We start from the raw sequence: 26,341 nt of genomic DNA on the forward strand, positions 1-26,341 counted from the left end.
CTTTCCTAAGAAACGGCGAGATCGGCGACCGGCGCCACGGCGGCTTGCAAAACGAATCCGAAGGCCTTGGCGCGCCGTTGGAGGTTATCGATGACCCGCTCTCGGTATCGGGTCTCGTAATAAGAAGCGCCGGGGTCGACGTAATCCATGCCGTGGCGCAGCGCATTGTAGAACAGCACCGCAATTTTCCTCGCCGTCGCGGTGACGGCCTTGGCCTTGCCGACGCGCGCCGACAATCGCCGGTAGAAGGCTCCCAGCGCGGTGTCGGTCCGGCCAATGGTCACGGCGGCCAGGCGCAGGAGCGACGCGGCGCGGCTCCCGGATCGTCGAGTGCGCGAGGACAGCACCTTGCCCCCCGATATCTTGTTGCCGGGCGCCAGACACAGCCACGAGGTGAAGTGCTTGGCGCTTGGCCATGCCGAAAGATCATCGCCGCATTCCGACACCAGCTTGAGCGCGAGATAAGGGCCAATGCCATGGATCCTGGTCAGGTCTTTGCCGAGCAGGGAATGCAGCGCCGCCCCGACATCGAAGGCGAGGCCGTTCGGCTGGCGGCTCTGGCGCTTCGGCGGCGGTCCAGAAGCATCGCGCCGCCCATCGCCTTCGTGCGCCCGAACCGAACCGAGCTGCTTCAAGACAGCCTCGATCCGGACATCGCAAGCGGCGACCTTGTGCTGATAGACGTCGTAAAGCGCCACCGCCTGCTCCAGGACGAACAGGTGCTCGGCCCGGTAATGGCCGGTCAGGGCCCTCTCGATGACGTCCGCGCTCGAATGGCAACGCGTGTCGCGCATGGACGCCAGTACGGCCGGGTCGCGCTCACCGGCGATGATCGCCCGGATGATGCGCATGCCGGTCGCCCCCGTGATGTCGGAAACGACGTGATGAAGCTGCAAGTTCATCTCCGTCATGGCCTTCTGCATATGCTGGATATGAGAGGCCGCGCTGTCCAGCAGCCGCTCGCGCTGGCGCAGATAGGCGCGTAGTTCAACAATCTCGCCGCTCGGTCGGAAGCTGGCGCGCAACAAGCCGCAGGCATGAAGCCGCTGCAGCCATTGCGCATCGCTGACGTCGGTCTTGCGACCGGGCACATGCTTGGCGTCACGGGCATTGACCAAAAACACCTCGACGCCGCGCTCTTCGAGCAGTTCGAAAATCGGGATCCAATAAACGCTGGTCGATTCCATCACGACCGTCCTGACGCCGCATTCCGCAAACCAGTCGGCCAGCCGGTGTAGGTCAGCCGTGAAAGTGCCAAAGCTGCGAACCGGCTCGGATGACCGGTCCGGACCTACCGCCGCCATGTGCATGGTCGCGCCAATATCGATGGCGGCCGCGTTTTGATGGATCATCGTCATCGAGGACGATGCACCCATCGGTTTTGTCGGGTCCTTCATCTTCATTCCTCCTGCTGACAAAAGCGGAAGGGCTGGGCTGCGCAAGCGATCAATTTCCTAACCGGGATCGCCCGAAGACGTCACCATTCTCAAGTTCGCAACAACCCATGGACCATGTTTTTTTACGGGGTCACGCGCCACCAAAAAGTAGACGGCCGCTCCCTTCCGTGGCCAGGATAGCGCAAATCGTTTCTACCCCCACAGGCGGCGTCAAACCGCGCTGGTTTTCCTAAGAAACGGCGAGATCGGCGACCGGCGCCACGGCGGCTTGCAAAACGAATCCGAAGGCCTTGGCGCGCCGTTGGAGGTTATCGATGACCCGCTCTCGGTATCGGGTCTCGTAATAAGAAGCGCCGGGGTCGACGTAATCCATGCCGTGGCGCAGCGCATTGTAGAACAGCACCGCAATTTTCCTCGCCGTCGCGGTGACGGCCTTGGCCTTGCCGACGCGCGCCGACAATCGCCGGTAGAAGGCTCCCAGCGCGGTGTCGGTCCGGCCAATGGTCACGGCGGCCAGGCGCAGGAGCGACGCGGCGCGGCTCCCGGATCGTCGAGTGCGCGAGGACAGCACCTTGCCCCCCGATATCTTGTTGCCGGGCGCCAGACACAGCCACGAGGTGAAGTGCTTGGCGCTTGGCCATGCCGAAAGATCATCGCCGCATTCCGACACCAGCTTGAGCGCGAGATAAGGGCCAATGCCATGGATCCTGGTCAGGTCTTTGCCGAGCAGGGAATGCAGCGCCGCCCCGACATCGAAGGCGAGGCCGTTCGGCTGGCGGCTCTGGCGCTTCGGCGGCGGTCCAGAAGCATCGCGCCGCCCATCGCCTTCGTGCGCCCGAACCGAACCGAGCTGCTTCAAGACAGCCTCGATCCGGACATCGCAAGCGGCGACCTTGTGCTGATAGACGTCGTAAAGCGCCACCGCCTGCTCCAGGACGAACAGGTGCTCGGCCCGGTAATGGCCGGTCAGGGCCCTCTCGATGACGTCCGCGCTCGAATGGCAACGCGTGTCGCGCATGGACGCCAGTACGGCCGGGTCGCGCTCACCGGCGATGATCGCCCGGATGATGCGCATGCCGGTCGCCCCCGTGATGTCGGAAACGACGTGATGAAGCTGCAAGTTCATCTCCGTCATGGCCTTCTGCATATGCTGGATATGAGAGGCCGCGCTGTCCAGCAGCCGCTCGCGCTGGCGCAGATAGGCGCGTAGTTCAACAATCTCGCCGCTCGGTCGGAAGCTGGCGCGCAACAAGCCGCAGGCATGAAGCCGCTGCAGCCATTGCGCATCGCTGACGTCGGTCTTGCGACCGGGCACATGCTTGGCGTCACGGGCATTGACCAAAAACACCTCGACGCCGCGCTCTTCGAGCAGTTCGAAAATCGGGATCCAATAAACGCTGGTCGATTCCATCACGACCGTCCTGACGCCGCATTCCGCAAACCAGTCGGCCAGCCGGTGTAGGTCAGCCGTGAAAGTGCCAAAGCTGCGAACCGGCTCGGATGACCGGTCCGGACCTACCGCCGCCATGTGCATGGTCGCGCCAATATCGATGGCGGCCGCGTTTTGATGGATCATCGTCATCGAGGACGATGCACCCATCGGTTTTGTCGGGTCCTTCATCTTCATTCCTCCTGCTGACAAAAGCGGAAGGGCTGGGCTGCGCAAGCGATCAATTTCCTAACCGGGATCGCCCGAAGACGTCACCATTCTCAAGTTCGCAACAACCCATGGACCATGTTTTTTTACGGGGTCACGCGCCACCAAAAAGTAGACGGCCGCTCCCTTCCGTGGCCAGGATAGCGCAAATCGTTTCTACCCCCACAGGCGGCGTCAAACCGCGCTGGTTTTTTTGGATTTCGACGATCGCCTCGGCGCGCTGCAAGCGCAACGTCACGCTCTTGTAGTCGCGCTGCAACCGGGCATGTTCGGCCGCCAGCGGATTGGGCTCGGCGACCTTGGGGCCGCGCTTGACCGCCTTCAGCCCCTCGCAGGCGCCGGCGTCGCGTTGCCGGCGCCAATCCGTCAACAGCGAGGAATAGAGCCCGTCGCGCCGCAGGATCGCGCCAATGCCGCCCGGCCCCGCCTCATCGACCTGGCGAAGGATCCCAAGCTTGTAGGCGGTCGTGAACGTCCGCCGGCGTGGCCGGTCGGAGAGTTCAGGCGAGGCCGCCGACGGCGCCGCAATGAGGCTCGGCCTTCGGCCTCCCTCTGTTGCGGCGCCGTCGGCAAGAGTCTTTTCGAAGGGGATGACCGGCATGACCATGGGAGGATGTGACCTCAGCCCTCAAGGGTAAACTCCAGGGGGGCGTTTGTCTCATCGTCATTGGCACGGAGGGGGTTGGCTTCAAGCCAACCGAGCCGTGACGTTGCGAATGCTCCGGGCCGTCCACCGGCCGCCCCGAGCGGTCGCATAGTCCCGAGCGTTGAGCACGCCAGCATGGCGTTGGCGGACGTGATGCCCTCGGCCTTCAAGGCGTTGAGCGTCGCCGCCAGACCTGCCGCCCGCTCGTCTGCTTTGGCTTTGAGAACCTGCACGGCAAGTTCGTTGAAGCCATGGCCCTGTAGATGCGCTGCGCCGGCCGGACAGCCGAGGCGCTTGATCTCCGGGTGATTCGTTGCCCGGACACGGCGACCTTCCTCCGAGCCTCTGCCTGCGCCGCCTTGGTGCGGGTCGAGATCATCTTGCGCTAGGCCTGACCGATCACAGCCATGATGCCGACCACCAGCTCGTTGGCCTCGGGCATGTCGGAAGTCTGTCCCGTGCAAAGTGTGACCGGCATTCGTTTCTCGCGGCTGGACGTCTCGGCGCCGGTTCTTCCTCTTGACGCAACCGAACAGGTGGCCTGCCGCCTTTACGCGCCCCTTACGCGCACAGCCGCCGATCGGAATTGAAGGCTTACGGCGGGCTGACCTAGCGTTTCAACGTTGACTAATCTCTGCGGAATCGGCCGCGCGCGCCTTTGGACCGGGTGGCTCGAAGACGGGCAACAGGCGCGGCCGATGCGGCCGACGCCAACGCGGAAGCACGTCTCCGCTTGGCCGGTCCGACGCCGCTGAGGCGAGAGGAGCGTTCGATGAATCTGTTTGTCTGGCTGCCCGCGATGTTCGCGCTCGGCCTTGTCAGCCTGGGCGTCTGTTACGCCTTCGTGTTCGCCTGCGAAGACATCTGAGGAGCCGAGACATGACCTATGTCACGATCGCGGTGACCGCCGCCGTCATCGTCTACCTGTTCACGGCGCTCATCCGGCCCGAATGGTTCTGACGGGACCGCCGGTTCTCCATCCTTTTTCGGTCAGGCCCCTCGCGAAGCCGAGCGCGGGCCGACGCACGATTTGAAAGGCCCATGATCATGTGGCTCCTGCCTGCTATGCTGATCCTGGCGGCGATCGCCTGTTCGATCCCGCTCAGCGCATACTTCACCTGGCTGATGGAAGGCCGCTATCGCGCGCCGAGGGTTCTCAAGTGGTTCGAGGACCTCGTCGACACCGGTCCGCAGGACTGGAAGCAGTACACGATCGCGCTGATCGTCTTCAACATCGCGCTGTTCATCTTCGGCTTCGTTGTGCTCAGCCTGCAGCCGTACGCGCCGTTGAACCCGCGCGGGCTTGGCTGGCTCGAGCCGACGACGATTTTCAACACGGTCATATCCTTTTTGACCAACACCAATCTGCAGCACTATGCGGGCGAGACGGCGCTCTCGAATTTCAGCCAGATCTTCTTCATCCTGCCGAACATGTTCCTGTCGGCGTCGGTCGGCTTCTGCGCGCTGGCGGCGATCATCCGCCTCTTCCGCGGCGCGGAGAAGTGCGGCAACTTCTTCGTCGATATGTGGCGCGTCTGCATGTACATCTACGTGCCGGTCGCCCTGCTGTTCGGGATCATCTTCATGCAGCAGGGCATGCCGATGACCTACGCTTCGACCGAGGTCGCCACGACCCTCGAGCAGGGCTCGATGGGCCTCGACGACAAGGGCCAGGCGAAGCCGCAGACCATCGTCGTCGGCCCGGTGGCCGCGGTCATCCCGATCAAGATGCTCGGCACCAACGGCGGCGGCTTTTACGGCATGAATTCCGCCCATCCGCTCGAGAACCCGACGGCGACGACGAACTTCTTCACCACGCTCGCGATGATGCTGTTCCCGTTCGCGCTGGTGCTGATGTACGGGCGCATGCTCGGGCGCATAAGGCATTCGGTCGTCATCTACGGCGTTATGCTCGCCATGATGATCGGGCTCATCGCCTGGGTGATCCGGACCGATACGATGGAGCCGAATCCCGGCCTCACCGCGCACGCCGCCACGGCCTGGCAGGTTCCCTCGGCCTCGGCGCCGAGTGGCAAGCTCGACGTTCCGAGTCCGGCCGTCGCGGCCCTCCCGGTCAACCAGCATCTCGGCAATCTCGAAGGCAAGGAATTGCGCTTCGGCACGTCCGCCGGCGCGGCCTTCGCGGCGATCACCACCGACGTGACCTGCGGCGCGATCAACGCCGAGATGGATAGCCTGAATCCGCTCTCCGGGCTCTCGCCGATGATCGGCATGTGGCTGAACTGCGTGTTCGGCGGCAAGGGCGTGGGCATGATCAACCTCTTGCTCTTCCTGATCGTTGGCGTGTTCCTCGCCGGGCAGATGGTCGGGCGCACGCCAGAATATCTCGGCCGCAAGGTCGGGGCGCGGGAGATGAAGCTCGCCATGATCGCGCTGCTCGTGCACCCGATCCTGATCCTCGGCCCCGCCGGCCTCTTCGCCGCTACGGGCTGGGGCACGACGGCGGAAGCCAACCCCGGCGCGCACGGGTTCAGCGAGATCGTCTACCAGTTCTCGTCGTCGTCGGCGAACAACGGCTCGGCGATGGACGGGCTCGGCGTGACCTACGGCCTCAACGCCAACGCGAGTCCGTCGCCGGAAGCGGTTCCGTGGGACATCGCTACGGGACTCGTGATGCTGTTCGCCCGTTATCTGCCGATCATCGCGCCGATCGCCATGGCGTTCTCGCTCGGCCGGAAGAAGGTCGCGCCGGTCACGCTCGGCACCATGAGCGACGACACCGTGACCTTCGGCTTCCTACTGTTCGGCACGATCGCCATCGTCGGCGCGTTGCTGTTCCTGCCGGTCGCCGCGCTCGGACCGATCGCAGAGCATCTCGGACCGATCCCCTTCGGCGGGTGAACGCCGCCCCCTCCTGCGAGGCGCGGACCCTTCGCGCGCGCCTCGCCCATAAATTTCAGGAGTTCAAGTCATGAACACCGCCGTACACCGCGCGCCCGCTGCTCCCGCTCCGGCTATCAACCTCGCCCGGCGCCGCGACCTGTTCTCGTCGGACATCGCGATGACCGCGCTGAAGCAGTCGTTCATGATGCTTCGGCCCGACGTTCAGTGGAAGAACCCGGTCATGTTCGTCGTCGAGATCGGCGCCGCCCTGACCCTCCTCTACATCATCCAGTCGGCGCTCGGCTTCTCGTCGAGCTCGGTGTCGCTGACCTACTTCATCGCGCTCGATATCTGGCTGTGGCTGACGGTGCTGTTCGCCAATTTCGCCACCGCCATCGCCGAGGAGCGCGGCAAGGCGCAGGCCGAGACGCTGCGCAAGACGCGCGTGGCGACGCCCGCCTACAGGCTGCGCGCGAACGGGACGACCGAGACGGTGTCCTCGATCGCGCTAAAGGTCGGCGACAAGGTCGTGGTCGAAGCGAGCCAGGTCATTCCCGGCGACGGCGACGTGATCGAGGGCGGCGCCGTGGTCAATGAGGCGGCGATCACCGGCGAGTCCGCGCCGGTCATCCGCGAGGCCGGCGGCGATCGCTCCGGCGTCACCGGCGGCACCACGGTGCTTTCCGACCGGATCGTCGTGCGCATCTCGGCGGGCCCGGGTGAATCGTTCCTCGACAAGATGATCGCTCTCGTCGAAGGCGCGCGCCGCCAGCGCACGCCGAACGAGATCGCGCTCACGCTGGTGCTGACCGCCTTCACGCTTATTTTCATGATTGTGGTGGTCCCTCTGTGGCCGATGGCGACGAACGCCGAAGTCTACATGACGAGCTATCTCGGGCTCTCCGACCAGCTTCGGAGCCTGGGCACCGACGTCCCGACCCTGATCGCGCTGATCGTCTGCCTCATTCCGACGACCATCGGCGCCCTCTTGTCAGCGATCGGCATCGCCGGCATGGACCGGGCGCTGCGGGCGAACATCATCGCCAAGAGCGGCAAGGCCGTCGAGGTCGCCGGCGACATCGACACGGTCCTCCTCGACAAGACCGGGACCATCACGCTCGGCGACCGCCATGCGCGAGAGTTCATCCCGCTCGGTCAGGTCTCCCAGCTCGAGCTGATGTATCTCTCCGCGCTCGCCTCGGTGTCGGATCAGACCCCGGAGGGCAAGAGCATCGTCGCGGCTTACACGCAGGCGGAAGGCCTGACAGCTCCGGTCGCGGCTCCCGAGGGCTCGGTGTTCGTGCCCTTTACCGCCCAGTCCCGCATGAGCGGCGTCAACCTCCCGGACGACACAGCGATCCGCAAGGGCGCGCCGGACGCCATCGTTCGTTATGTGGTCGGTCTCAAAGGGGTCGTTCCCCGTGAGCTCGACGGCGTCGTCGCCAAGGTCGGCGCGCGCGGCGCGACGCCGCTCGTCGTCGCCCAGAATGCGCGTGTCTTGGGCGTGATCGCGCTCGAGGACGTGCTGAAGCCTGGAATCAAGGAGCGGATGGACCAGCTCAAGCTCATGGGCCTGCGCACGGTCATGATCACGGGCGACAATCCCCTCACCGCGCAGGCCATCGCGCACGAGGCGGGCATCGACGACTTCATCGCCGAAGCGACCCCCGAGAAGAAGCTCGCCTACCTGCGCAACGAGCAGGCGCAGGGCAAGCTCGTCGCCATGATGGGCGACGGCACCAACGACGCGCCGACGCTCGCGCAAGCGGACGTAGGCCTCGCGATGAACTCGGGCACGCAGGCGGCGAAGGAAGCCGGCAACATGGTCGATCTCGACAGCGATCCGACCAAGCTGATCGAGGTCGTGGCTATCGGCAAGCAGCTCCTGATGACGCGGGGCGCGCTGACGACTTTCTCGATCGCCAATGATGTCGCGAAATATTTCGCGATCGTGCCTGCGATGTTCGCCGGCACGCTACCGTGGCTGAAGGCGATCGACGTCATGAACCTGCATTCGCCGACTTCGGCGATCCTGTCGGCGGTCATCTTCAATGCGCTGATCATCCCGCTGCTGATCCCGATCGCGCTGAAGGGCGTCAAGTACCGGCCGCTCGGCGCTGACTCGCTGTTGCGCCGCAACCTGCTGATTTGGGGTCTCGGGGGCGTGATCGTTCCGTTCATCGGCATCAAGGCGATCGACCTCGTGATGGTCGCCCTGCGCCTTGTCGCTTAAGCTTAAGGAGAACTTCGGTGTTGCGCTATTTCGCAAAGAGCTTCGCGCTCATCGCCGTCGCCGTGGTCGTCACGTGCGGCATCTACCCCGCAATACTTTGGGCGATCGGACAGACGGTGTTTCCGTTCCAGGCCAACGGCAGCATCGTCCGGAACGCGGACGGCGCGGTCATCGGCTCGATGCTGGTGGCCCAGCCGTTCACCAAGGACGAGTACTTCCAGCCGCGCCCGTCGGCCGCCTCCTACGATGCGACCGCCTCGACGTCGTCCGGCTATGCGCCCTCGAACTACGCGTTGCGCGATCGCGTCGCCCGAGTGATTGGCCCGATTGCGACCTACGCGTCCGGCGACAAGAAGGGGCAGGCGGTTGCGCCCGACGTCGAAACCTGGTTTCAGGCCGACAAGTTTGGCGGCAATCCGCACATCGTCGCGCAGTGGGCGGACGCGCATAACTCGATCGCACAAGCCTGGGTGACCGGCGATCCGACCCACGGCGCCTTCGTCGACGACTGGTCCAAGGCGCATGACGCCGTCGTTCAGGACTGGATCAAGAAGAACCCGGCGACGCCGCAGCCGAAGGGGTCCGACCTCGCCGTGGTCTTCTTCGAGAATTTCTCGAACGACCATCCGGGCGCGTTCCCCTCGTCGGTCACCAAGACCGGCGCGGACGGCAAGCCGGCGACGTCGATCGAACCCGTCAACACGGGCTCGGACATCCAGTCGATCTTCTTCGACATGTGGCGGTCGGATCATCCCGACGTCGCGCTGAATGACGTTCCGGCCGATCTCGTCACCGCCTCCGCTTCGGGCCTCGACCCCGATATCACGCTTGAGAACGCCGAGTTCCAGCTCGATCGAGTCGCGGCCAAATGGGCGGACGACAAGAAGCTCAAGGTCGACGACGTGCGCAAGGAGATTGAGGCGATCCTGCAAGACAAGGCGCATGCGCCGTGGGGCGGCCTGATCGGCGAGAAGCTCGTGAACGTCCTCGACGTCAACCTCGAGCTGCACAAGCGTTACGGCGACCCGGCCTGACGCGAACGGCTTCCATTCGGAGATCCGATAGTCCGGACGGAAGCCAGGGAGGCGCGCGTGGCCATTCGCCTCGTCCCCAGCCGCGCGCGTCTCCCAATCTCCCTTGCTTCGAATCGCCGGTTCGGCCGGCGCCGCGGACACAACCCATGGGCGCGCGTGTTCCAGGACGCTGCACGACGGTGCTGGTGTTGACGGGCGAGCCTGCGCTCGTGCGGCTGGCGCGCTCGATCCTCGAGCCTGACCGCATTGTGAGCGGGAGCGCGCCCTTTGGGCCGGAATCACTTGCGGTCGCCGGCGCGGCCGACATCGTTGTCATCGACCTGGAGGCTGTCGACCAGGACGCGATCCTGGCGGTCCGACGCGCCTACTTCGACGCCGCGCTCATCGTCCTCTCTCCCGAGCGCGGCGAAACCGCCTGCATCGCCGCGCTCGAAATGGGCGCGGACTATCTTCCCCGCCCGTTCAGCCCCACGGATCTCGCCGTGCGGGTGCGGGTGGCCGAGCTCAGGCGCTTCGCCGCGACCGGGCGGCCGCGCTTCTACCACAACGGTGCGCTCGCCTTCGACCTGTTCAGTGGCAAGCTGTCGATCGACGGCCAGACAGTAGCGCTGGCGCCGTCCGAACTCGCCGTTTTGGCCCATCTCGCCGGCAAAGCGGGCGGCGTCGTCGGTTACGAGCGGCTTCTTGGGGACGCCGAATCCGCAGGCTCACCGCGTGGGCGAGCGGCGCTGCGCTCCTGCGTTATGCACCTCAGGCACAAGATCGAGCGCGATCCGCTCCATCCCGAAATTCTGCTCGCCGAGATCGGCGTGGGCTACCGCCTGGCGCCTCCGACCGCCGGCCCCATGCGCCGGCCGCGCGATTGCCTTCCAAAAGACCCAGAATAGGGCGTACCCTCATGTTCAGGACTGTCACTGGTTTTTTCGAAATCGTATTCACGCTTGCGCTCGTCGTCGTCGCCGCCCGTCCCCTCGGCGCCTATATGGCGGACCTCTTTCAGAATCGTCGCACCGTCCTCACGCCGATCCTCGGCCCCATTGAGCGGGCCTTCTACTGGGCGGCCGGCGTCAAGTCCGAGGACGAGCAGGAATGGGACGCCTACGCGATCTCCATGGTCCTGTTCGGCGGCGCGTGCATGCTCTCGCTTTACGCGATCCTGCGCCTGCAGGCCTGGCTGCCGCTCAACCCACAGGGCTTTCCGGCCGTGCCGCCCGACCTCGCCTTCAATATCGCGGTGAGCTTCGTCACCAACGCCAATTGGCAGGCCTATGGCGGCGAGACGACGCTGTCGCATCTGTCGCAGATGGTCGGGCTCACCGCCAACAACTTCCTCGACTCGGGGGCGGCGATCGCCATCGCGGTCGCGCTCGTCCGAGCGCTCACGCGCAACGAATCGACGACGATCGGCAATTTCTGGGTCGACGTCACCCGCGCGACGCTCTACGTGCTGCTGCCCGTGGCGTTCGTCCTCGCGCTCGTGTTCGCTGCGTTCGGCGTGCCCCAGACTCTCGTCGGGTCGATCGGGGCGGCGACGCTCGAGGGCCTAAAGCAGACAATCGCCATCGGGCCGGTCGCGAGCCAGGAGGCGATCAAGCTGCTCGGCGACAACGGCGGCGGGTTCTTCAACGCCAATTCCGCCCATCCGTTCGAGAATCCGAGCGTCTGGTCGAACATTTTGCAGAACTGGAGCCAGCTCGTTCTGCCGGTAGCGCTGGTGTTCGCCTTCGGCCGCATGGCCGGCGACGCGAAACAAGGGCGGGCGCTGCTGATCACGATGGCCGTCATCTTCGTGATGGCGCTGGCGGTGATCTGGAAGGTCGAGGCGGCGGGCAATCCGGCGCTGACCGCGATTGGCGTCGATCCCTCGCAAGGCGTCATGGAAGGCAAGGACCTGCGCTTCGGCCAGGCGGGCGCCGCCCTGTTCGCCGATGCGACAACGGGGACCGGTACGGGCGCATCGAACGCCGTCCTCGAATCCATGGCGCCGATCTCCGGCCTCGCCGCGATGTTCAATTTGCTGCTCGGCTGCATCTCGCCCGGCGGCGTCGGGACCGGGCTCTATAGCCTCCTGCTCCTGGTCTTGATCACAGCGTTCATTGGCGCGCTGATGATCGGGCGGACCCCCGAGTATCTCGGCAAGAAGATCAATGCTCGCGACATGCAGTTCGCGATGTTCGCTCTCCTCCTGTCGCCGGCGCTCGTGCTCGTCTTTGCCGGCGGCGCGTCCGTCGTCAAGATCGCCCTCGACAGCCTCGGAGCGGGCGGCCCGCACGGGCTCAGCGAGATCGTCTACGCCTACGCGTCCAGCGCCGCCGACAACGGCTCGGCCTTCGCCGGCCTGAACGCGAACACGCCGTGGTGGAACGTCACGACTGGGGTCGCGATGTTTCTCGGCCGCTTCGCGCATGCGATCCCGATCCTCGCGATCGCCGGATCTCTGGCGGCGAAGAAAAAGGCGATGCCTTCGGCCGGAACCCTGCCGACCGACGGCCCGCTGTTCATAACCTTCCTGCTGGCGGTGATCGTGATCATCACGTTGCTGCAATATCTCCCGGCGCTTGCGCTCGGTCCGGTCGCCGAGCACTTCCTGCTTCAGCAAGGGACGCTGTTCTGAAGAAAGGCGGTAACAGCAGCCAAGCCCGGAACTTTATCGATCGCTAACGAGCGAGGGGCGAGTTCCGTCTTGTTCGCTTACGGGCGCCGGCACAAAATTGCGTCCGGAAATAAGGGAGTTGAAGCATGCGTAGCTTCCTGTCACATCCGCACAGGCCCCTCGATCGCCCACGCACGTTGCCTGAACTTGATGCGCGCAACGAACACGAGCCGATAGCCACTTCGGCAATGGTCGGCCGTATCGGCTTGCTTCTACTCATCGTCCTCAGCTTAGCGCTGGCCGCGCAGCTTTTTGCCGGGGCGCCTCGTTGATCGAGGCTCGCGCAGCACTGGAGGCCTCCATGGTTCCTCAAGACATCAAAGTGGCGACCAACGCTTGCCTGTTCATCGGACAGGATCGATGCGGGCGCTGGGTCGTTAGAGACGGTCGCGGCATGTGCGGGGGACTGTTTGCCGACCGCACCGCGGCGATTCGGTTCGCGATGTATGAATGCCAGAGCCGCCCCCAATCGGTCATTATGCTGCCGGAAGGACTCGAACTGGACCCGGCCTTCGCGCTCCCCGTCGCGGCCAATTGGAGAAGCAAGCGCGCCGCCTGACTTTCGTCCGCGGTGACCGCGGCGCCAGAGGACCTTGGCGCACGAAATCGGCCTTTCGCCCGCTCCAGCCATCCACTGTTCGTCGCGCTCCACGGCCAGGAACAGTTGGATCTGTTGCTCGCCTAGCATGACGATTGGGATTCGTCGCTTCTCATTGGGCGCCGCAATGAGAAGCGATGACCGGCAAGGGAAGCCGGAACGGCCCTGTCGTTTGGTCTCCGGCGCCGGGTCTTCCCTGTTGACGCTTGTTGGCCCGGAATCCGCCCGCGGATATTCCAGCGGCGCCCATGGCTCGCAGCCCGTTCTGACGCGCAGAAAAACTGTCGGAGCGTCGGCCCACGGTGTGCGCAAGCGCATGGCTTCTCAAAGCCATTTCTCCCCTCGTCCCTCAGCGTGGCGAGTCGCGCCCGCCGGCCATACGGTTCGGCGCAAGGGCGGCCGATCTTTCGCTCCGCAGCTCGCCGATTATTCGCCGGACAGTCCTGCGGATGCAGCCTAAATCGCACGTAAGGCAGACGACCGGCCGATCGGGATCAAACGAATGGAGCCGAGGACCTGCGAAGGGGCGCCGGTCATACCCGTGACCTCGGTCCTCACGGAATTCTTACTTCAGGTGGGCGCATTCCATATCGCTTGTTTATGCGCTCAGGGCTTATGAACGAATAAGCCGAAAGCTCTGAGTTGTTTCATGCGAAGGTTCCCACCCGACGGAACGGTCTCCCGCGGCTCTCGACTGCAGGTCTGGGCTCTCAACGATGAGCGTGATCGTAGGCTGCGCCCGCCCGCGAACTTGCTAGCCCGTCTCGCGGCGTTGCTCGCGGTCGCACTCTGTTTCGGATTGGCCGGGCACTTTCTGGTCGGCGCGGCCTAGTCCCGAAAGCGCCTCAGGGCACTTGCGGCATTCAGGATCGGCGCGCACGGCAGTCGCTTAGCCATGAAACCCCTTTCAACCCTATTTTGGGGCCTAGTTTTCGTCACGGCGGGCGTCACCTACCGTTGGGGCAGCATGGTCGGCCTGATCTTTTTTGTCTTCGCGCTGATGATCGGCTCGGTCGTCGCTTCGCACTGGGCACTACATTGACAGATTGAGACTAGCGAAGGATGTCGAAGGCCATTGTCGGTTGGCGCTTAATTGCGGCAATGGGCTCATGGGTTCGCTCTTTAGGGACTTGGTATTCGGCGCCCGATTTCACGCAACGACTCGCCAGCGGAATGTCCGAGGTGACGACGATTGCGCCTGGCCCGGCCCGCTCGGCGATCCAGTCGTCCGCAGCGTCCGGGACCGCCCCGAGGACAACCCGCGCTGAGACGAGGCGGCGGCCTCCCCCGAAGTCGGCGTGACGGGGTTGCTGTAGCTGGAAAAAGCATTCTTTCCGATCCGAGGCGCTTGATCGAGATCATTGCCGTGGCGCGGCGCTCGGGTAACGCTTTAGCGATGACGAAGGCGAAGGAACCGAAGATCGCATCGACGGCGATGGTCGGCTCGACGGCGACACCTGGCAAGACTGAAATCGAAGCGAACGGAGAATCAATGCCAAAGCACTTCGATTTTGTGCTGCTTGGCGGCGGCCCGGCCGGCGTGAGCGCCGCCGAGACGCTGCGCGCCGAAGGCGCCACCGGCAGCATCCTGCTGGTCTCGGGCGAGACAAGTCGGCCCTACGGGCACACCTTTTTGCCCAAGCAGTTTCTCTTGGGCGCGATGCCAAAAGAGAAGCTTATGATCCACGACGCGGCTTACTACCGGGAGCGGGCGATCGATATAATGCCTGGCGTTCTTGCGGTCGCCGTCGATGCGCCTGACCGGCTTGTGCGCACCGATTGCGCCGGGGACTTCCATTTCGACAAACTGCTGATTGCGACGGGGACGAAGCCCATTCGCTTGACCGTTCCGGGCTCCACATTAGCGGGCGTCCATTACCTGCAAACAATAGGGGATGCCGAGGCGCTCAGAGAGGCCGCCAAGAACGCCACGCGCGTCGTCGTTGTCGGCGGCGGCTTTCTCGGCCTCGAAGTCGCCGCGTCGCTCGCCCGCATGGGCGTTCATGTCACGCTGATCGAGGAAAACGAACTCCTGCTCCCGCAGCTTGCCGCTCCCGAACTCTCGGCGTTCTTCAGCCGCTATTGCGCGGAGCGCGGCATTGAGCTGCGCACGAACGACATCGCCGTCGCCTTGAAGGGCGCCAGCCGCGTGGAGGCGGTGGTGGCGCGCTCCGGGGAACTCTGGCCATGCGACCTGGTGGTCGTCGCGATCGGCGTGACGCCGGAGACCGGGTTTCTTCGCGACAGCGGCATTTTGCTTGGCGACGGCATTTTGGTCGACCAGTATCTCGAAACGAGCGCGCCGGGCGTCTTCGCGGCCGGCGACGTGGCGAATTTCTTTGACATCGTATTCAAGCAGCGCCGTCGGATCGAGCATTGGGACAACGCTGTCAAGCAGGGGCGGCTTGCGGCCCGGAACATGCTCGAGCGAAGATTGGCTTATGACGAGGTTTCCTATTTCTTCTGCAATATTCTCGACCTCAGTTTCAACTTCCTCGGCTCGACGCAAGACGTAGACGACCGCGTCAGCCGTGGATCGCTGGAGGATCGCTCATTCGCATTGTTCTATCTCAAGAACGACGTTGTGCATGCTTCCTTCTCCATGGGGCGTCCAGCCAGCGAGACGCTCGCAACCGAACTGATGATCCGCCATCACGTCAATGTGCGTTCAATACATGATAGGCTTTCGGACGAGAACTTCGCGCTGGAGGGCGTTGCCACCCAGACCGTTCTGATCCTGCAGGGCGGCGGCGCCTTGGGCGCCTTTGAATGCGGAGTGGTCAAAGCGCTGGAGGAGGCGGCCATCCATCCCGATATCGTCGCCGGAGTCTCCATCGGCGCCTTCAACGGCGCGATCATCGCCGGCAATCCGGGTAAAGCCGCCGAGGCGCTGGACGCATTTTGGAACGACCTTTCCGTTGCGACGCCGTACGCGCCCACCGAAGCCTGGCAGGAAGCGCTGGCGTTATGGTGGAGCATCTGGTTCGGCTCTCCGCGTTTCTTCCTGCCGCACTGGCAGCTGCCGCCGGACGATCTTCCGTGGAACTGGACGAGCCTATACGACTTCGGGCCGGCCAGAGTGTTGCTGGAGAAGTATGTTGATTTCAGCCGCCTCCGAGAAAGTCCAGTGCGCCTGCTGGTCAGCACCGTCAATGTCGAGACCGCGCAGCTTGAAGTTTTCGATAGCCGCGCTGATGACATCACGGTGGACCATATCCTGGCCAGCGGCAGTTTGCCGGCGGCCTTTCCATGGACCACCATCCAGAGGAAACATTATTGGGACGCCGGCATCGTCAGCAATTCACCGCTGGAACTGGTGACCGAGCGATGCGGCGAGGTTAGCAAACGCGTATTCATCGTTGATCTCTTCGCGAGCCAGCAGCGATTGCCAGAGAATCTCGCCGAGGTCTTAATGCGGCGCGAAGAGATCGTTTATTCGGAACGCGTCCGCAGCGACGTGCGCCATCGGGAACGGATCGGCGATTTCCGGAGGCTGGTGTATGAGATCATGGACAATCTAGAGCCCGAGGCCGGCCAGCGACTGCGGCAGAGCCCGCGCTTCATTCAGCGGATGGCTGACACTGCGCCGACGACGATCACGCGGATTATGAACGAAGGCGCGGAGGGCGAGCCGCCTTTTGCGGCCAACAACTTCTCCGCGCCGACCATCGAGCGGCTGAAGAAAGCCGGCTACCACATGGCAAAACGCGCCATTCTGGGCAGCCCCGCCGAGGCTGCGCACGCCACGAAACGACAGGACACTCTGAACTGAGGAAACCGTTCCTGTACGGCCCGAACATCGGGGCGTGGGATGTTATTCGGCATGGGGTCCGATCGTTTGGGCCGTGCTATCCGGTTAACGCAGACACCCACTACATATGGATTTGGCCGCGAGCCAAGATCGGCGATCGACCCCGATGCGGTGATTCGCGTCTAGCCAGAATGCAATCTTCTGAAACTCGGCGCACCCCATGTGTTTCGAGAGGTCGCGTCTGGCTTGCTTGCGACGACATCGCTAAAGGTCGAGGGGATGACGACTTTGGCGTCGCGGTCGTATCTGTCGGCGGGAAATAGTCATGGAAACGACGATAGTCACAGTTGTGGGAGCCTCTGGAACCCTGGGTTCCCACATCGTCGAGGCCCTCCTCGAAAGGGGCGCACGGGTTAGGGCGATGGTTCGTGCGACCAGCGACCGCACCAAACTCGAAGCCCTGGGCGTGACGGATTTTGTGGTGGCCGATCTCAATGATCCCGCGTCGCTACAGCGGGCTATGACCGCTGAACCCAGAGCCCGGGCCGTGATCGCCAGCGCGGCTGGCTTCTCCGCCCATTCGGCGCGCACGAAAGGCGACAACTCCCGGACAGACACCGAGGGGTATCGGAACTTGGTGGACGCGACCAAGAGCGCAGGCGTGGCTCGAGTTGTCCTGATCTCGATTCTCGAGTGTGATAAAGCGATCGAGGTTCCCCATTTTTATCAAAAGTTCCAGACCGAGAAATATCTGGCGGAGAAGCGCCAGCCGTATCTTTCCCTGCGCGCGGGCGCTTTCTTGGACCGAGCCAAGGACATAGTGCCTGACAGGGTCCGGAAAGGGTGTTTCCCCGACATTCTCCCTGGCGTTCCCATGGCCCTGGTCTACTCGCGGGACCTCGCTCGGTATGCGGCCCAGGCAGCCCTCGACGTTCCGGCTTCCGCTCTGAACCAGAGCGTGGATATAGGCTGCGACACTCCGGCCACCGGAGCGATGGTGGCTGCGGCCTTCACCCGGGTCTTGGGCCGACCGGTGGTCGCCAAACGTGTCTTTCCGCGCATCTTTTTCACAGTGATGCCGCCACTGGTCCGGTTCATGCCGCGTCTGCGCGACAGCCTCGCCGTGGTGGCGTGGTTGCGCAAAGGTGGCTATGTCAGCCGTGACACCCAGAAGCAGAAAACCTTGTTCGGCGAACTGCCGACGATTGAGGAAACGGTGGCCCGGTACTGCCAGGACAAGGGGCTGGTCTAGAGGTTGACGTGTTTTGAAATCAAACGCGAATGCGTCCGCTTCCCTCCCGACACCTGCCGCTGACATCCGCCGCTTTCCAGCCGCTGGGCTACGGATACCTGCCTGCCACGTCGCGCACGATCGGTTAGCAGTCACTCGCGTTCGCCGCTCATTGACGCCGATCAGAACCACTCTCCTACCGGCGCCGACGCGCTCGCAGGGGGCAGGGCGTAAACGTCGAACAGCCTGCCTTCTCCGCCGTCGCTGACCGCCGCCAGACCGAGGGCTTCGGCGATGGGGATCCAGGCTTCGCCATCCGCCGTCTTGCGACGCAGCTTCATGTTGCGCGCGGGCATGTAATAGCCAACCGCGCGCCGCTTCCAGAGCTTGCGGGCGGGCCGGTAGCTGGATTCGATCTCCGCTCGTCCCAGCACGCCGTTGAGATAGTCCTTCTTGCGGCGTGTTTTCGGCCAGAGATGCTCCGGCAGACATTCGAGCGTCTGGAGCAGGCCATCTGCGAAAAAGCCATGCGTATATCGGTAGGGCCCGAGCGGCCGGGCGGTCAGACCGCCGCAGTGGGTCTTGAGGCCGGCCAGCATCAACCCCAGGGGCCAGAATTCGCCCTGGCCGCGCTCGAGACGAACGAGCCGCCCGTCTGTGTGAACGTCGAGCGTCTCCGGTCCCAGGCGCTCGAATAGCGCCGCGACATGGGCGCGGGCGAAAGCGTGATCGTCGGTGGCGCGGTTGAGCGCGCCCATCCAGGCGGTGTGTCCGTAATCGTCGACGATCTCCGGATCGGCGCCGCGCGCGAGCAGGGTTTCGATCAGCACGACGTTGCCGGCGCGCGCGGCGAGCATCAACGGGGTGGCGCCGCAATAGGTCTTGTGGTCGACGCCGTAGAGGTCGCAATCCTGCAGGACGGCCTTCGTGGATCGTTCGAGATACGGCCGCAACTGTCGCTCGCGCACCGCGGCCGCCGCGCGCGTCGCGCGGCCCATCGGGTTACGGGGATCTTCCGAGAATCCCTTAACCTTGGCGAGGTCGACCAACTTGCCGTCGTGAAAGACCTGCGCGATGCGGGCCAGCAACCGCCCGCGGTGGGTCAGCGTCAGCGCAGGCGCGAATTTCGCTTCCGCGAGCCTTTCGACATAGGCGCCCTGTCCGTGCCACAACGCAAAGTCGAGCAGGGCCTGTTTGGTCTTGGCGGACGGATTTTTGGGATCGAGCGCCTTGGGCGTCCATTCCCGCAGGGTCTCAAGCGACCAAGGCGTCCATGGCGTCGGCCGTGCGGCCAGAAACGTTTCCCGGATCGCGCGCGCCTGTTCCTGCTTGCCCTGCAGTTCGAGCTTGCGGGCCTCCTGCGCCCATTCGTCCTTGCTCGACGCCGGAGCCACCGTCGGCGCGATGTCCGCGATCTCCTTGAGCTCGAGCAGTCGGAGCAACGGGTGCTGAACGTCGGACTCGACGATCGTCAGTCCCTCGACTGCGCGGGTCATCGCGACATAAAGCGCGTTGACGTAGAACTTGTTGATCTCGAGCGATTTGTCGGACTTGTCCTTGGCGCGGCGGTAATCGAGCTCCTCGCCTTCGAGATCGCTAGGCGCGACGTCGCGGCACACTTCGCCGTAAGGAGCGCGGTTCGCCGAGATCATCTGGAACAGGATGACGTTCGGATATTCGAGGCCTTTCGCCTCGTGAACGGAGAAGATGAGCGGCGTTGCGAAATGGGCGCGGGCGGCCGCCTTGTCCTCGTCGCGCAGGACGATGACCGCGTAGCGAACGGACGCGCGCGACGTGGCGTTGAGCGCGCGCAAGACCTTGTCTTCGCCCTTGAGCAATTGCGCCGCGCCCGCCGCGCCGGAGGCGCACCGGACAAGGAAATTGCTCTCGCGGTCGACCGAGCCGAAACGCGCCTGTTTGATCTTCAACAGTCGGTTGGCGAGGTCGGTGACGGCCTGCGTATTGCGGAAGTTGGTCTGCAGAACGGAGATTTCGCGCGTGGCGGAAGTGTCTTCGGCCGCCTCCGCCGTTCGCCAGAACAGCGCGCGCACCGATGCCCAGGAAAAGAAGTTCGGATGCACGATCTGATGCGAATCGCCGCAAAGCAGGAAATGATGCTTGGTCTTGAGCGTATCGAGGATCAGCGCGAGCTCGGCGTTGGTGAAATCCTGCACCTCGTCGACGATGACGAAATCGTAGCGGGGCTCGGCCTTGGCGCGCCAAGCGTGCGAGACGAGGTTGAGATCGAAGAGCTTCTCCTCTTTCAGCCAAGCCCGATATTTCTCGAAGAGGTCATGCACGGCCGCGCGCGCGTCTCCCGCCGGGTAGAGCGATTGGCGCACGCCGAGCGCCTGATATTCGGCCTCGGTCAGCGCCCCGCCCGCGGGCGCGCCGAGCACGCCGCGGAATTCCTCGAACAGCGCATGCGCGTCCGCCTGCCGCAAATCGCCTTTGAGGCCGCCTCGCCGGCGCTCGAGCCAGGCGCGGAAGGCGGAAATATGAACCTCCTCGCCCTCAGGGACGGCGATCGTATCGACGAATTCGCGAAAGCTCATGAATTCGGCGTTCTGGTGCGGATTTTCATAGCTGTGCGCGCCATAGAGCCGGCGCGCCGTCTGCGCGAGATAGGCGGAGAGCGTCACATAGAGGACGTCTCCAGCCGCCTCGCGCATCTTGGCGAGCGTCACGGCGGTCTTGCCCGAGCCCGCGGGGCCGATGATGACAAGCGGCGGCGCATGGCGGCGCACCGCCTCCTGCGCGGCGTCGAGAACGATCGGCTTGTCGATGAGGTCGAATTCCACCGCCTCCGGCGGCAGCCACTTGAGCGCCCAGCCCAGGCGCGCGGTCGGCTCGGGCTGAGGCGTCAGATCGTCCGGACCGGCCTCGATCTTGTTGCGATCCACCGGCGCGCCCCGCAGGAAGCGAGACTTTTCGTAGGCGTGGTCGGCGATCACCTCCAGAAACAGGCAGACGGTTTCGCCGTTGTATGGGACGAATTGCATCAGGAGGCGCGCCTCGTCGCTGAGCTTGGCTCGCCAATAGGGCGTGGGGGCGAGTTTCTTAAGCCCTGCGGCGGCGAAGTCGCCGCGGGCGAGCGCCGCTTGCAGTCGTTCGAGCGGTTTGGCGAAGCGGCCGGGGCGGAGGTCGCGATATGTGACGATTCGCATTCGGGAAGTGTACGCGAACGGCGCGCGGAAACCGCGTCGTTCAGCCGAGGGACGCGGCGTCGAAGTCCCTTCGATCAGAAATGGATGCCAAACGCCATCTGAACGCAGATCAGACGCGTGATGACGGTGGCAATAATGAAGCGAGATTTGATGCGGATATTGGGGCCTCCCCCCACATTGGAACTCTGCCCGCTTTGCCATTACGTACGGTTCCAGGGTTTTTCATAAACGTCTGATAATGCAATTATCGGACATCGAATCTGGTCGACACCTGGGGCGCTTTCGCTGCCAAACGATGGTCATAAGCGCCGCCGTCGGCTACCATTTCCGGCATGATTCGCGTCGACCCCGTCCCCTTCGAACCGCCCCGCGCTCCCGCCTGGGCCCGGCCGGGCGGGTCTTTTCGCGACAATTCCGAGGCGGACGCCCTGTTTTTCGCCGGCGCGGCCCTCGCGGCGCTCGATTCCGTCGCCAAATCCGACCCGCCGTGGGCCGGCGCCTTTCGCCGCCGCCTCGCCCTGAAGAGCGCCGTCGCGGTAGCCCAGAAGGCTCTGTTGCAAAACCCACCGTCCTCCGTCGAGATGGGCCCAGTGCGAGGGACGGGAGCGGGCCATGTCGGACTTCAAGGGGCGCCACTTTGAGGGTGAGGTCGTGCTCTGGGCGGTCCGGTGGTATTGCCGCTACGGGGTGAGCTATCGTGATCTCGAGCAGATGATGGGCGAGCGCGGCGTCTCGGTCGACCATTCGACGATTTACCGTTGGGTTCAGAAATACGCACCCGAGATCGAGAAACGGCTGCGTTGGCAGTGGCGCGGGCCGCGCTCGACCAGCTGGCGGATCGACGAGACCTACGTGAAGGTCCGCGGCCAATGGGCCTATCTCTACCGGGCCGTCGACAAGCATGGGAACACCATAGACTTCTACCTCTCCCCGACGCGCAACACGGCGGCGGCGAAGCGCTTTCTCGGCAAGGCGCTGAGCGGCCTGAAGGACTGGGAGAAGCCGAGGGTCATCAACACCGACAAGGCGCCGACCTACGCCGCCGCGCTGACCGAGCTGAAGAAGGAAGGCCGATGTCCCGAGGAGACGCTGCACCGGCAGGTCAAATATCTGAACAACATCATTGAATCTGACCATGGGAAGCTGAAGCAGCTGATCCGACCGGTCAGAGGCTTCAAGACGCTGAAGACGGCCTACGCAACGATCAAAGGCTTCGAAGTGATGCACGCGCTCCGCAAAGGACAGGCATCGGCCTTCAATATCACGCGTGACATGCGAGGCGAGGCTCGCATCGTCGAGCGCGCCTTCGGTCTCGGCGCCTCCGTCCTGGCTGAGACAGTCCAATTTCACAGCGAGCAGATCGAACTCGAATCGGCGTGACAGGTTAACCGAACCATTCGGGCGCCTTCGTGCGGCCCGCGCCGGAAGATTGCAACAGCGTCGTTCGTGCAGGAGCACTTCGCGACGGCTCACATGCCGGAGGCCGGCGTCGTGGTGATGAATATGCACAAGGCAAAGGGGAAGCAATTCGACGAGGTTATCATCTTCGAGGGGTGGCCGAAGCGGGCGCGAGGCGAGATCGTAGCCAATCCTGGTCGGATCGTATCCGGCAATGTCTATGATGGGCCGATGACGCAGGCGCGCCAGAATTTCCGCGTCAGCGTCACGCGCGCAAAGGTCCACACAACGATCATGACGCCGAGGGACGACGTATGCGTGCTGCTGAGGCCGACTTCCTAGAGACTGCCCTTCGCCATGGTGGCCACCATGTGAGCACCATGCCGGAAAAGCGAATGACCGCCCCGCGACCGCCTTCCGATAACACAATGATTTCCTGAGGAGGCTTTCAGTAGGCGAACCGAACCTCTGCTCCCACCCTTGGCAGAATGTACCCTACTCGACCCGATCTCTCGACTCTTGCGATCGCATCAAGCGGTCGCTGACGGTCTCCGCCTCCGTTCCGATCAACCCCGCGTCCTTGAGCGCCTCGATGTCCGGCAGGTCGCGCAGCGACTCGAACCCGAACTCGAACAGGAATTTCTCCGTGGTGACGTATGCATAGGGCGCGCCGAGTTTCGGGCTGCGGGGCCCGGCGGCGATCAGGCCCTCTTCGCGCAGCGCGGCGATCAGGTCGCGCGAGATCTCCCTCCCGAACATCTCGGAAATCTCCCCCCTGGTGACCGGCTGAAACATGGCGACCGCCATCAGCACGCCGGCCTCGAGTTTCGTCAGCTCTTTCGCGTCGGCCGGGATGTCGAAGGCGACGCGAATAGCTGGGCCGAAGGCGGGCCGGGTGTGAAGGGCAAAACTCTCCCCTGCCCTGACCAACATGATCGGCCGCCCGCGCAGATCCTCGCTGAGATCGTCAAGCAAAAGCTCGAGCGCGCAGTCGCGGCCGACGACGCGGGCGAGCACGTCTCGAGTCACCGGCTTCGCCGCGGCGAACAGCACCGCCTCGACCTGCGCCTTCCATTCGCGCCAGCGCAGTTCCGGCGGCATGTCGGCGAGCTCGCGGTCGAAGTCAGTCTCTGGGTTGAACTTCCGCGCCATGGCGTCAAAGCCCGTAAAGCCGGAATGCCGCGCGGCCGGTGAGCTCGCGCGCCGCGCCAAGCGCGACCAGGCGGTCGAACAGCCGCCGCCGGGCGCGATCGCTGAGGCCCGCGATGGGCGCCGCGGCGGAGACCGCGTCGTCGCCTAACAGCGCCGTGATGGCGCCGGTCTTGCCCTTAGCTCGAAGCTTCGGCGCGGCGTCAGCGAGCCGGACCGCTCGGCGGGAAAGGTCCTGCGCCAGGTCGAGCGCGGCGAGCGCCGCGCGGCCGTAGCTCAGCGCGACGAGCCTGCCCCACCCCGCCTCGCCCGGCCGCGGCCGCCGTCCCTCGCCCGCGGCGCGGCGGGCGAACAATTCGCCGGCAAGCAGCGGCAGCGGCGTCGGCCAGCCGAGGGTCTTGGCCAGCGCGGCGTCGGCGCAAAGAAGCGCGAGCGACTCGACGTCGGCCCGAAGGTCCATGACCGCTGTGGCGGCCGCGGCTGCGACGACCGGGGCCGGGCGACCTCCGATGACTATCTCCCGGAGTGCGGCGATGAGCTCCGCCGCGTGCTCCGGCGGGATCGGCGACTGCAGGTCGGCAGCGACCACAACGAGCCGCCCGGGGCGGAAGGCGCTGCCGTGGTCGACGAGCGCGCGGAACGCCGAATAGGCCCGTCCCGCGGGACCGAGATCTTGCCCGGGCTTGGCGAGGGCGATCGCGTCGCGCAGCGCCGCTTCATCCTCCCGCCTGTTTAGCAGGTTCTGGGCATAGGTCCAAGACGGCCGAATGCCGTGTGGTCGGCTCGATCGCCTACGGCAATCCTGATGGTGATGTCCTGAGTGGGTGGACTCCCCCCGATCGATAGACACGACGAACGAGACCGTTGAGTCGGATTTCGTTGAAAAACCCCTTCTTGAGGCAGGCGCCATACGGGTCAGCGGCGGCTGTCAACGAGGCAAAAGCGGGGGTCCCCGCTTCATGTGGCGAAGACCGGCCCCTGGAAGGGCGCCAGCTTCGCCAGTTTCCGCAGATTTTGGGCTGTGGCGGCTAATAGGAACTCGTCTTTGGCTCCGCTTGGGCCGCGGAGGCGCAATCGATCGAGCCTGAGGATGCGCTTCAGATGAGCAAAGAGCATCTCGACCTTCTTTCGCTCGCGACACGAGACGGCGTAGGCCTCGGTCTTCGCGATCGCACGGGCCTTGTCGCGAGCGGCTTCATAAATGGAGCGGCCGATTGTCCGTACTGGGCCGTTTGGGCAGCACTTGGGCTTGAGCGCGCAGGCTTCGCAGTCCTGCTTGCGCGCAAAGTAGATCATGGTGCCGGCTTTCGTCACCCCATCGCGGGGCTTAGCGAAAGCGCGGTGGTATTTCTTGAGCTCTTTGCCGTCGGGGCAGACATAAACGTTGCGCTCTGGATCGAAGGCGAAGTCGCTGCGGGAGAAGGTTCCGTCCGTGCGCTCGGCCTTGTCGATCAGTTTCACATGCGGCTCGATCCCGCGCTCGTCCACCAGCCACGCAACTATCTCGGCCGAGCCGTAGCCCCCATCCGCGACCAGGCGCGACGGGGTGACGTCGAACTGTTCGGCCGTGCGGTCGAGCATCGTTTTGGCCGCGCCGACTTCCGCTTGGCGAATGGTCGTCGTCGCCTCGACGTCCATGATCACCGCATGCTTCAGATCGATGAGATAGTTGTCGGAATAGGCATAACCGGCGACGGAGTTGGCCGAGGCGGTATAGCGGGCCGCCGGATCGGTTGGCGAGATCACCTTCGGTTCGACCGGCGTCGACCCGCCGAAGGCCGCGTCGTCCAGGACCGACAGATATTCAGCGACGGCGCGACTGGACGTCGGGTCGAGGTCTTCGGCCTGGAGACGCTTCGCCGCCGATGCGCGTCCGCCACGATGATGCTGGCGTCGACCGCAAACGCTTCGCCGCCCACGATCCTTTCCTTGATGCAGCGCGCGACCACGGTCTCGAACAGCTTGCGCAGGAGATCGCTCTCGCGAAAACGGCCGTGACGGTTCTTGGAAAAGGTCGAATGATCCGGGACGTCGCCGTCGAGCCCCAACCGGCAGAACCAACGGTAGGCCAGATTGAGGTGGACCTCGTCGCACAGCCGCCGTTCGGAGCGAATACCGAAGCAGTAGCCGACGATCAGCATCCGGATCATCACCTCGGGATCGATCGAGGGGCGACCCGTCTCGCTGTAATACGGCTCCAGATGCGCGCGGACCTCCGAAAGGTCGACGAACCGGTCGATCTTGCGAAGCAGGTGATTGTCCGGGACATGCCGCTCGAGGCTGAAGCCGTAGAACAGCGACTCCTGCACCACTTTCCGCTCGCCGATCATCGCGAAAGCCCCAGAATCATTAAGAAAACTGAATCAGAGCCGAGTCCGCGAAGCAAGCGAGTTTTTCAACAATATCAGTCGGATTGCGGTCGTTGGCCGAACGCGCAGGCAGCGCCAGGTGCGGACATTGTGCGCCGTACCGCCGCAATCCGCTTGCAGACAGGCTCGGAATGTAGTCGCGCGCCTGGGCTCGTCCGCCCTGAGTAATTTCCGAATCTGGCGCTGCCGAGCGAGGCCACCTACCGTGCTTGCC

Annotated in this window: 19 protein-coding genes and 2 pseudogenes; 13 read left to right on the forward strand and 8 right to left on the reverse strand. The window is 64.2% G+C overall.

What is annotated here, in order from left to right; genetic code table 11:
- Positions 1 to 5: 5 nt before the first annotated feature.
- The 3 genes from DFR50_RS17020 to DFR50_RS17030 form a co-directional block, all read right to left on the reverse strand.
- The gene (locus DFR50_RS17020; protein WP_245427871.1) at positions 6 to 1,397 is read right to left on the reverse strand and encodes an IS110 family RNA-guided transposase; all 1,392 of its coding nucleotides are present in this window, start codon (positions 1,395 to 1,397) and stop codon (positions 6 to 8) included.
- Positions 1,398 to 1,626: 229 nt separating this feature from the next.
- A complete protein-coding gene (locus DFR50_RS17025) occupies positions 1,627 to 3,018 on the reverse strand; it encodes an IS110 family RNA-guided transposase (RefSeq protein WP_245427871.1) in 1,392 nt (463 codons plus the stop codon).
- Positions 3,019 to 3,148: 130 nt separating this feature from the next.
- A complete protein-coding gene (locus DFR50_RS17030) occupies positions 3,149 to 3,661 on the reverse strand; it encodes a helix-turn-helix domain-containing protein (protein WP_113890479.1) in 513 nt (170 codons plus the stop codon).
- A 918-nt stretch (positions 3,662 to 4,579) separates the two neighbouring features.
- On the opposite strand from DFR50_RS17030, the gene DFR50_RS33610 reads away from it, so the two are divergent.
- From DFR50_RS33610 to DFR50_RS31455, 8 genes are all read left to right on the forward strand, one after another.
- Positions 4,580 to 4,660, forward strand: coding sequence for a potassium-transporting ATPase subunit F (locus tag DFR50_RS33610; protein ID WP_113890480.1), 81 nt, complete (start codon positions 4,580 to 4,582; stop codon positions 4,658 to 4,660).
- Positions 4,661 to 4,741: 81 nt separating this feature from the next.
- Positions 4,742 to 6,562, forward strand: a complete 1,821-nt coding sequence (gene kdpA, locus DFR50_RS17040; RefSeq protein WP_210208942.1) for a potassium-transporting ATPase subunit KdpA — start codon at positions 4,742 to 4,744, stop codon at positions 6,560 to 6,562.
- A 70-nt stretch (positions 6,563 to 6,632) separates the two neighbouring features.
- Entirely contained in the window at positions 6,633 to 8,777 is a 2,145-nt protein-coding gene (kdpB, locus tag DFR50_RS17045; protein ID WP_113890481.1) for a potassium-transporting ATPase subunit KdpB, read from the forward strand.
- Between the two features lie 17 nt (positions 8,778 to 8,794).
- Positions 8,795 to 9,811, forward strand: coding sequence for a potassium-transporting ATPase subunit C (locus DFR50_RS17050; RefSeq protein ID WP_113890482.1), 1,017 nt, complete (start codon positions 8,795 to 8,797; stop codon positions 9,809 to 9,811).
- A gap of 146 nt (positions 9,812 to 9,957) precedes the next feature.
- Positions 9,958 to 10,698, forward strand: coding sequence for a winged helix-turn-helix domain-containing protein (locus DFR50_RS17055; RefSeq protein ID WP_113890483.1), 741 nt, complete (start codon positions 9,958 to 9,960; stop codon positions 10,696 to 10,698).
- A gap of 11 nt (positions 10,699 to 10,709) precedes the next feature.
- Positions 10,710 to 12,425: a potassium-transporting ATPase subunit KdpA gene (gene kdpA, locus DFR50_RS17060; protein WP_113890484.1), complete on the forward strand. Its 1,716-nt coding sequence runs from the start codon at positions 10,710 to 10,712 to the stop codon at positions 12,423 to 12,425.
- A gap of 125 nt (positions 12,426 to 12,550) precedes the next feature.
- Complete coding sequence (locus DFR50_RS31450; RefSeq protein WP_147262793.1) at positions 12,551 to 12,736, forward strand: hypothetical protein; 186 nt, start codon at positions 12,551 to 12,553, stop codon at positions 12,734 to 12,736.
- 29 nt (positions 12,737 to 12,765) lie between these two features.
- The gene (locus tag DFR50_RS31455; RefSeq protein WP_147262794.1) at positions 12,766 to 13,023 is read left to right on the forward strand and encodes a hypothetical protein; all 258 of its coding nucleotides are present in this window, start codon (positions 12,766 to 12,768) and stop codon (positions 13,021 to 13,023) included.
- 1,163 nt (positions 13,024 to 14,186) lie between these two features.
- On the opposite strand, the pseudogene DFR50_RS17065 reads toward DFR50_RS31455, so the two are convergent.
- Positions 14,187 to 14,324: pseudogene (locus DFR50_RS17065) on the reverse strand (DUF188 domain-containing protein); the annotation flags it as partial.
- 86 nt (positions 14,325 to 14,410) lie between these two features.
- On the opposite strand from DFR50_RS17065, the gene DFR50_RS17070 reads away from it, so the two are divergent.
- Together DFR50_RS17070 and DFR50_RS17075 are read left to right on the forward strand one after the other, a co-directional pair.
- Positions 14,411 to 16,834: an FAD-dependent oxidoreductase gene (locus DFR50_RS17070; RefSeq protein ID WP_113890485.1), complete on the forward strand. Its 2,424-nt coding sequence runs from the start codon at positions 14,411 to 14,413 to the stop codon at positions 16,832 to 16,834.
- Between the two features lie 304 nt (positions 16,835 to 17,138).
- On the forward strand, positions 17,139 to 18,065 hold the full coding sequence (locus DFR50_RS17075) for an SDR family oxidoreductase (protein ID WP_113890486.1): 927 nt from the start codon (positions 17,139 to 17,141) through the stop codon (positions 18,063 to 18,065).
- 161 nt (positions 18,066 to 18,226) lie between these two features.
- Here the strand turns inward: DFR50_RS17075 and DFR50_RS17080 are convergent, their stop codons facing one another.
- Complete coding sequence (locus DFR50_RS17080; RefSeq protein ID WP_170153255.1) at positions 18,227 to 21,211, reverse strand: AAA family ATPase; 2,985 nt, start codon at positions 21,209 to 21,211, stop codon at positions 18,227 to 18,229.
- Between the two features lie 332 nt (positions 21,212 to 21,543).
- Here DFR50_RS17080 and DFR50_RS17085 point away from each other — a divergent pair, with 332 nt between their 5' ends.
- From DFR50_RS17085 to DFR50_RS17095, 3 genes are all read left to right on the forward strand, one after another.
- Positions 21,544 to 21,852, forward strand: coding sequence for a DUF1403 family protein (locus DFR50_RS17085; RefSeq protein ID WP_113890488.1), 309 nt, complete (start codon positions 21,544 to 21,546; stop codon positions 21,850 to 21,852).
- Positions 21,824 to 22,591, forward strand: coding sequence for an IS6 family transposase (locus DFR50_RS17090; RefSeq protein WP_113890489.1), 768 nt, complete (start codon positions 21,824 to 21,826; stop codon positions 22,589 to 22,591). Before DFR50_RS17085 ends, DFR50_RS17090 begins: the two co-directional genes overlap by 29 nt.
- Positions 22,592 to 22,684: 93 nt before the next feature.
- Positions 22,685 to 22,951, forward strand: coding sequence for a hypothetical protein (locus DFR50_RS17095; protein ID WP_245427872.1), 267 nt, complete (start codon positions 22,685 to 22,687; stop codon positions 22,949 to 22,951).
- Positions 22,952 to 23,104: 153 nt separating this feature from the next.
- Here the strand turns inward: DFR50_RS17095 and scpB are convergent, their stop codons facing one another.
- From scpB to DFR50_RS17110, 3 genes and pseudogenes are all read right to left on the reverse strand, one after another.
- Entirely contained in the window at positions 23,105 to 23,761 is a 657-nt protein-coding gene (gene scpB, locus DFR50_RS17100) for an SMC-Scp complex subunit ScpB (RefSeq protein ID WP_113890490.1), read from the reverse strand.
- 4 nt (positions 23,762 to 23,765) lie between these two features.
- A complete protein-coding gene (locus DFR50_RS17105) occupies positions 23,766 to 24,668 on the reverse strand; it encodes a DUF1403 family protein (RefSeq protein ID WP_113890491.1) in 903 nt (300 codons plus the stop codon).
- Positions 24,669 to 24,715: 47 nt separating this feature from the next.
- Positions 24,716 to 26,088: pseudogene (locus DFR50_RS17110) on the reverse strand (transposase).
- Positions 26,089 to 26,341 lie beyond the last annotated feature (253 nt).

It is taken from the genome of Roseiarcus fermentans, from assembly GCF_003315135.1.
Taxonomy (GTDB): Bacteria; Pseudomonadota; Alphaproteobacteria; order Rhizobiales; family Beijerinckiaceae; genus Roseiarcus; species Roseiarcus fermentans.

What these genes read in the sequence shown, in the direction of transcription:
- DFR50_RS17020 (WP_245427871.1), bottom strand. Translation starts at nt 1,397, where the DNA reads ATGAAGGACCCGACAAAACCGATGGGTGCATCGTCCTCGATGACGATG.
- DFR50_RS17025 (WP_245427871.1), bottom strand. Translation starts at nt 3,018, where the DNA reads ATGAAGGACCCGACAAAACCGATGGGTGCATCGTCCTCGATGACGATG.
- DFR50_RS17030 (WP_113890479.1), bottom strand. Translation starts at nt 3,661, where the DNA reads ATGGTCATGCCGGTCATCCCCTTCGAAAAGACTCTTGCCGACGGCGCC.
- DFR50_RS33610 (WP_113890480.1), top strand. Translation starts at nt 4,580, where the DNA reads ATGACCTATGTCACGATCGCGGTGACCGCCGCCGTCATCGTCTACCTG.
- kdpA (WP_210208942.1), top strand. Translation starts at nt 4,742, where the DNA reads ATGATCATGTGGCTCCTGCCTGCTATGCTGATCCTGGCGGCGATCGCC.
- kdpB (WP_113890481.1), top strand. Translation starts at nt 6,633, where the DNA reads ATGAACACCGCCGTACACCGCGCGCCCGCTGCTCCCGCTCCGGCTATC.
- DFR50_RS17055 (WP_113890483.1), top strand. Translation starts at nt 9,958, where the DNA reads ATGGGCGCGCGTGTTCCAGGACGCTGCACGACGGTGCTGGTGTTGACG.
- kdpA (WP_113890484.1), top strand. Translation starts at nt 10,710, where the DNA reads ATGTTCAGGACTGTCACTGGTTTTTTCGAAATCGTATTCACGCTTGCG.
- DFR50_RS31450 (WP_147262793.1), top strand. Translation starts at nt 12,551, where the DNA reads ATGCGTAGCTTCCTGTCACATCCGCACAGGCCCCTCGATCGCCCACGC.
- DFR50_RS31455 (WP_147262794.1), top strand. Translation starts at nt 12,766, where the DNA reads ATGGTTCCTCAAGACATCAAAGTGGCGACCAACGCTTGCCTGTTCATC.
- DFR50_RS17075 (WP_113890486.1), top strand. Translation starts at nt 17,139, where the DNA reads ATGGAAACGACGATAGTCACAGTTGTGGGAGCCTCTGGAACCCTGGGT.
- DFR50_RS17080 (WP_170153255.1), bottom strand. Translation starts at nt 21,211, where the DNA reads ATGCGAATCGTCACATATCGCGACCTCCGCCCCGGCCGCTTCGCCAAA.
- DFR50_RS17085 (WP_113890488.1), top strand. Translation starts at nt 21,544, where the DNA reads ATGATTCGCGTCGACCCCGTCCCCTTCGAACCGCCCCGCGCTCCCGCC.
- DFR50_RS17090 (WP_113890489.1), top strand. Translation starts at nt 21,824, where the DNA reads ATGTCGGACTTCAAGGGGCGCCACTTTGAGGGTGAGGTCGTGCTCTGG.
- DFR50_RS17095 (WP_245427872.1), top strand. Translation starts at nt 22,685, where the DNA reads ATGCCGGAGGCCGGCGTCGTGGTGATGAATATGCACAAGGCAAAGGGG.
- scpB (WP_113890490.1), bottom strand. Translation starts at nt 23,761, where the DNA reads ATGGCGCGGAAGTTCAACCCAGAGACTGACTTCGACCGCGAGCTCGCC.
- DFR50_RS17105 (WP_113890491.1), bottom strand. Translation starts at nt 24,668, where the DNA reads ATGGCGCCTGCCTCAAGAAGGGGTTTTTCAACGAAATCCGACTCAACG.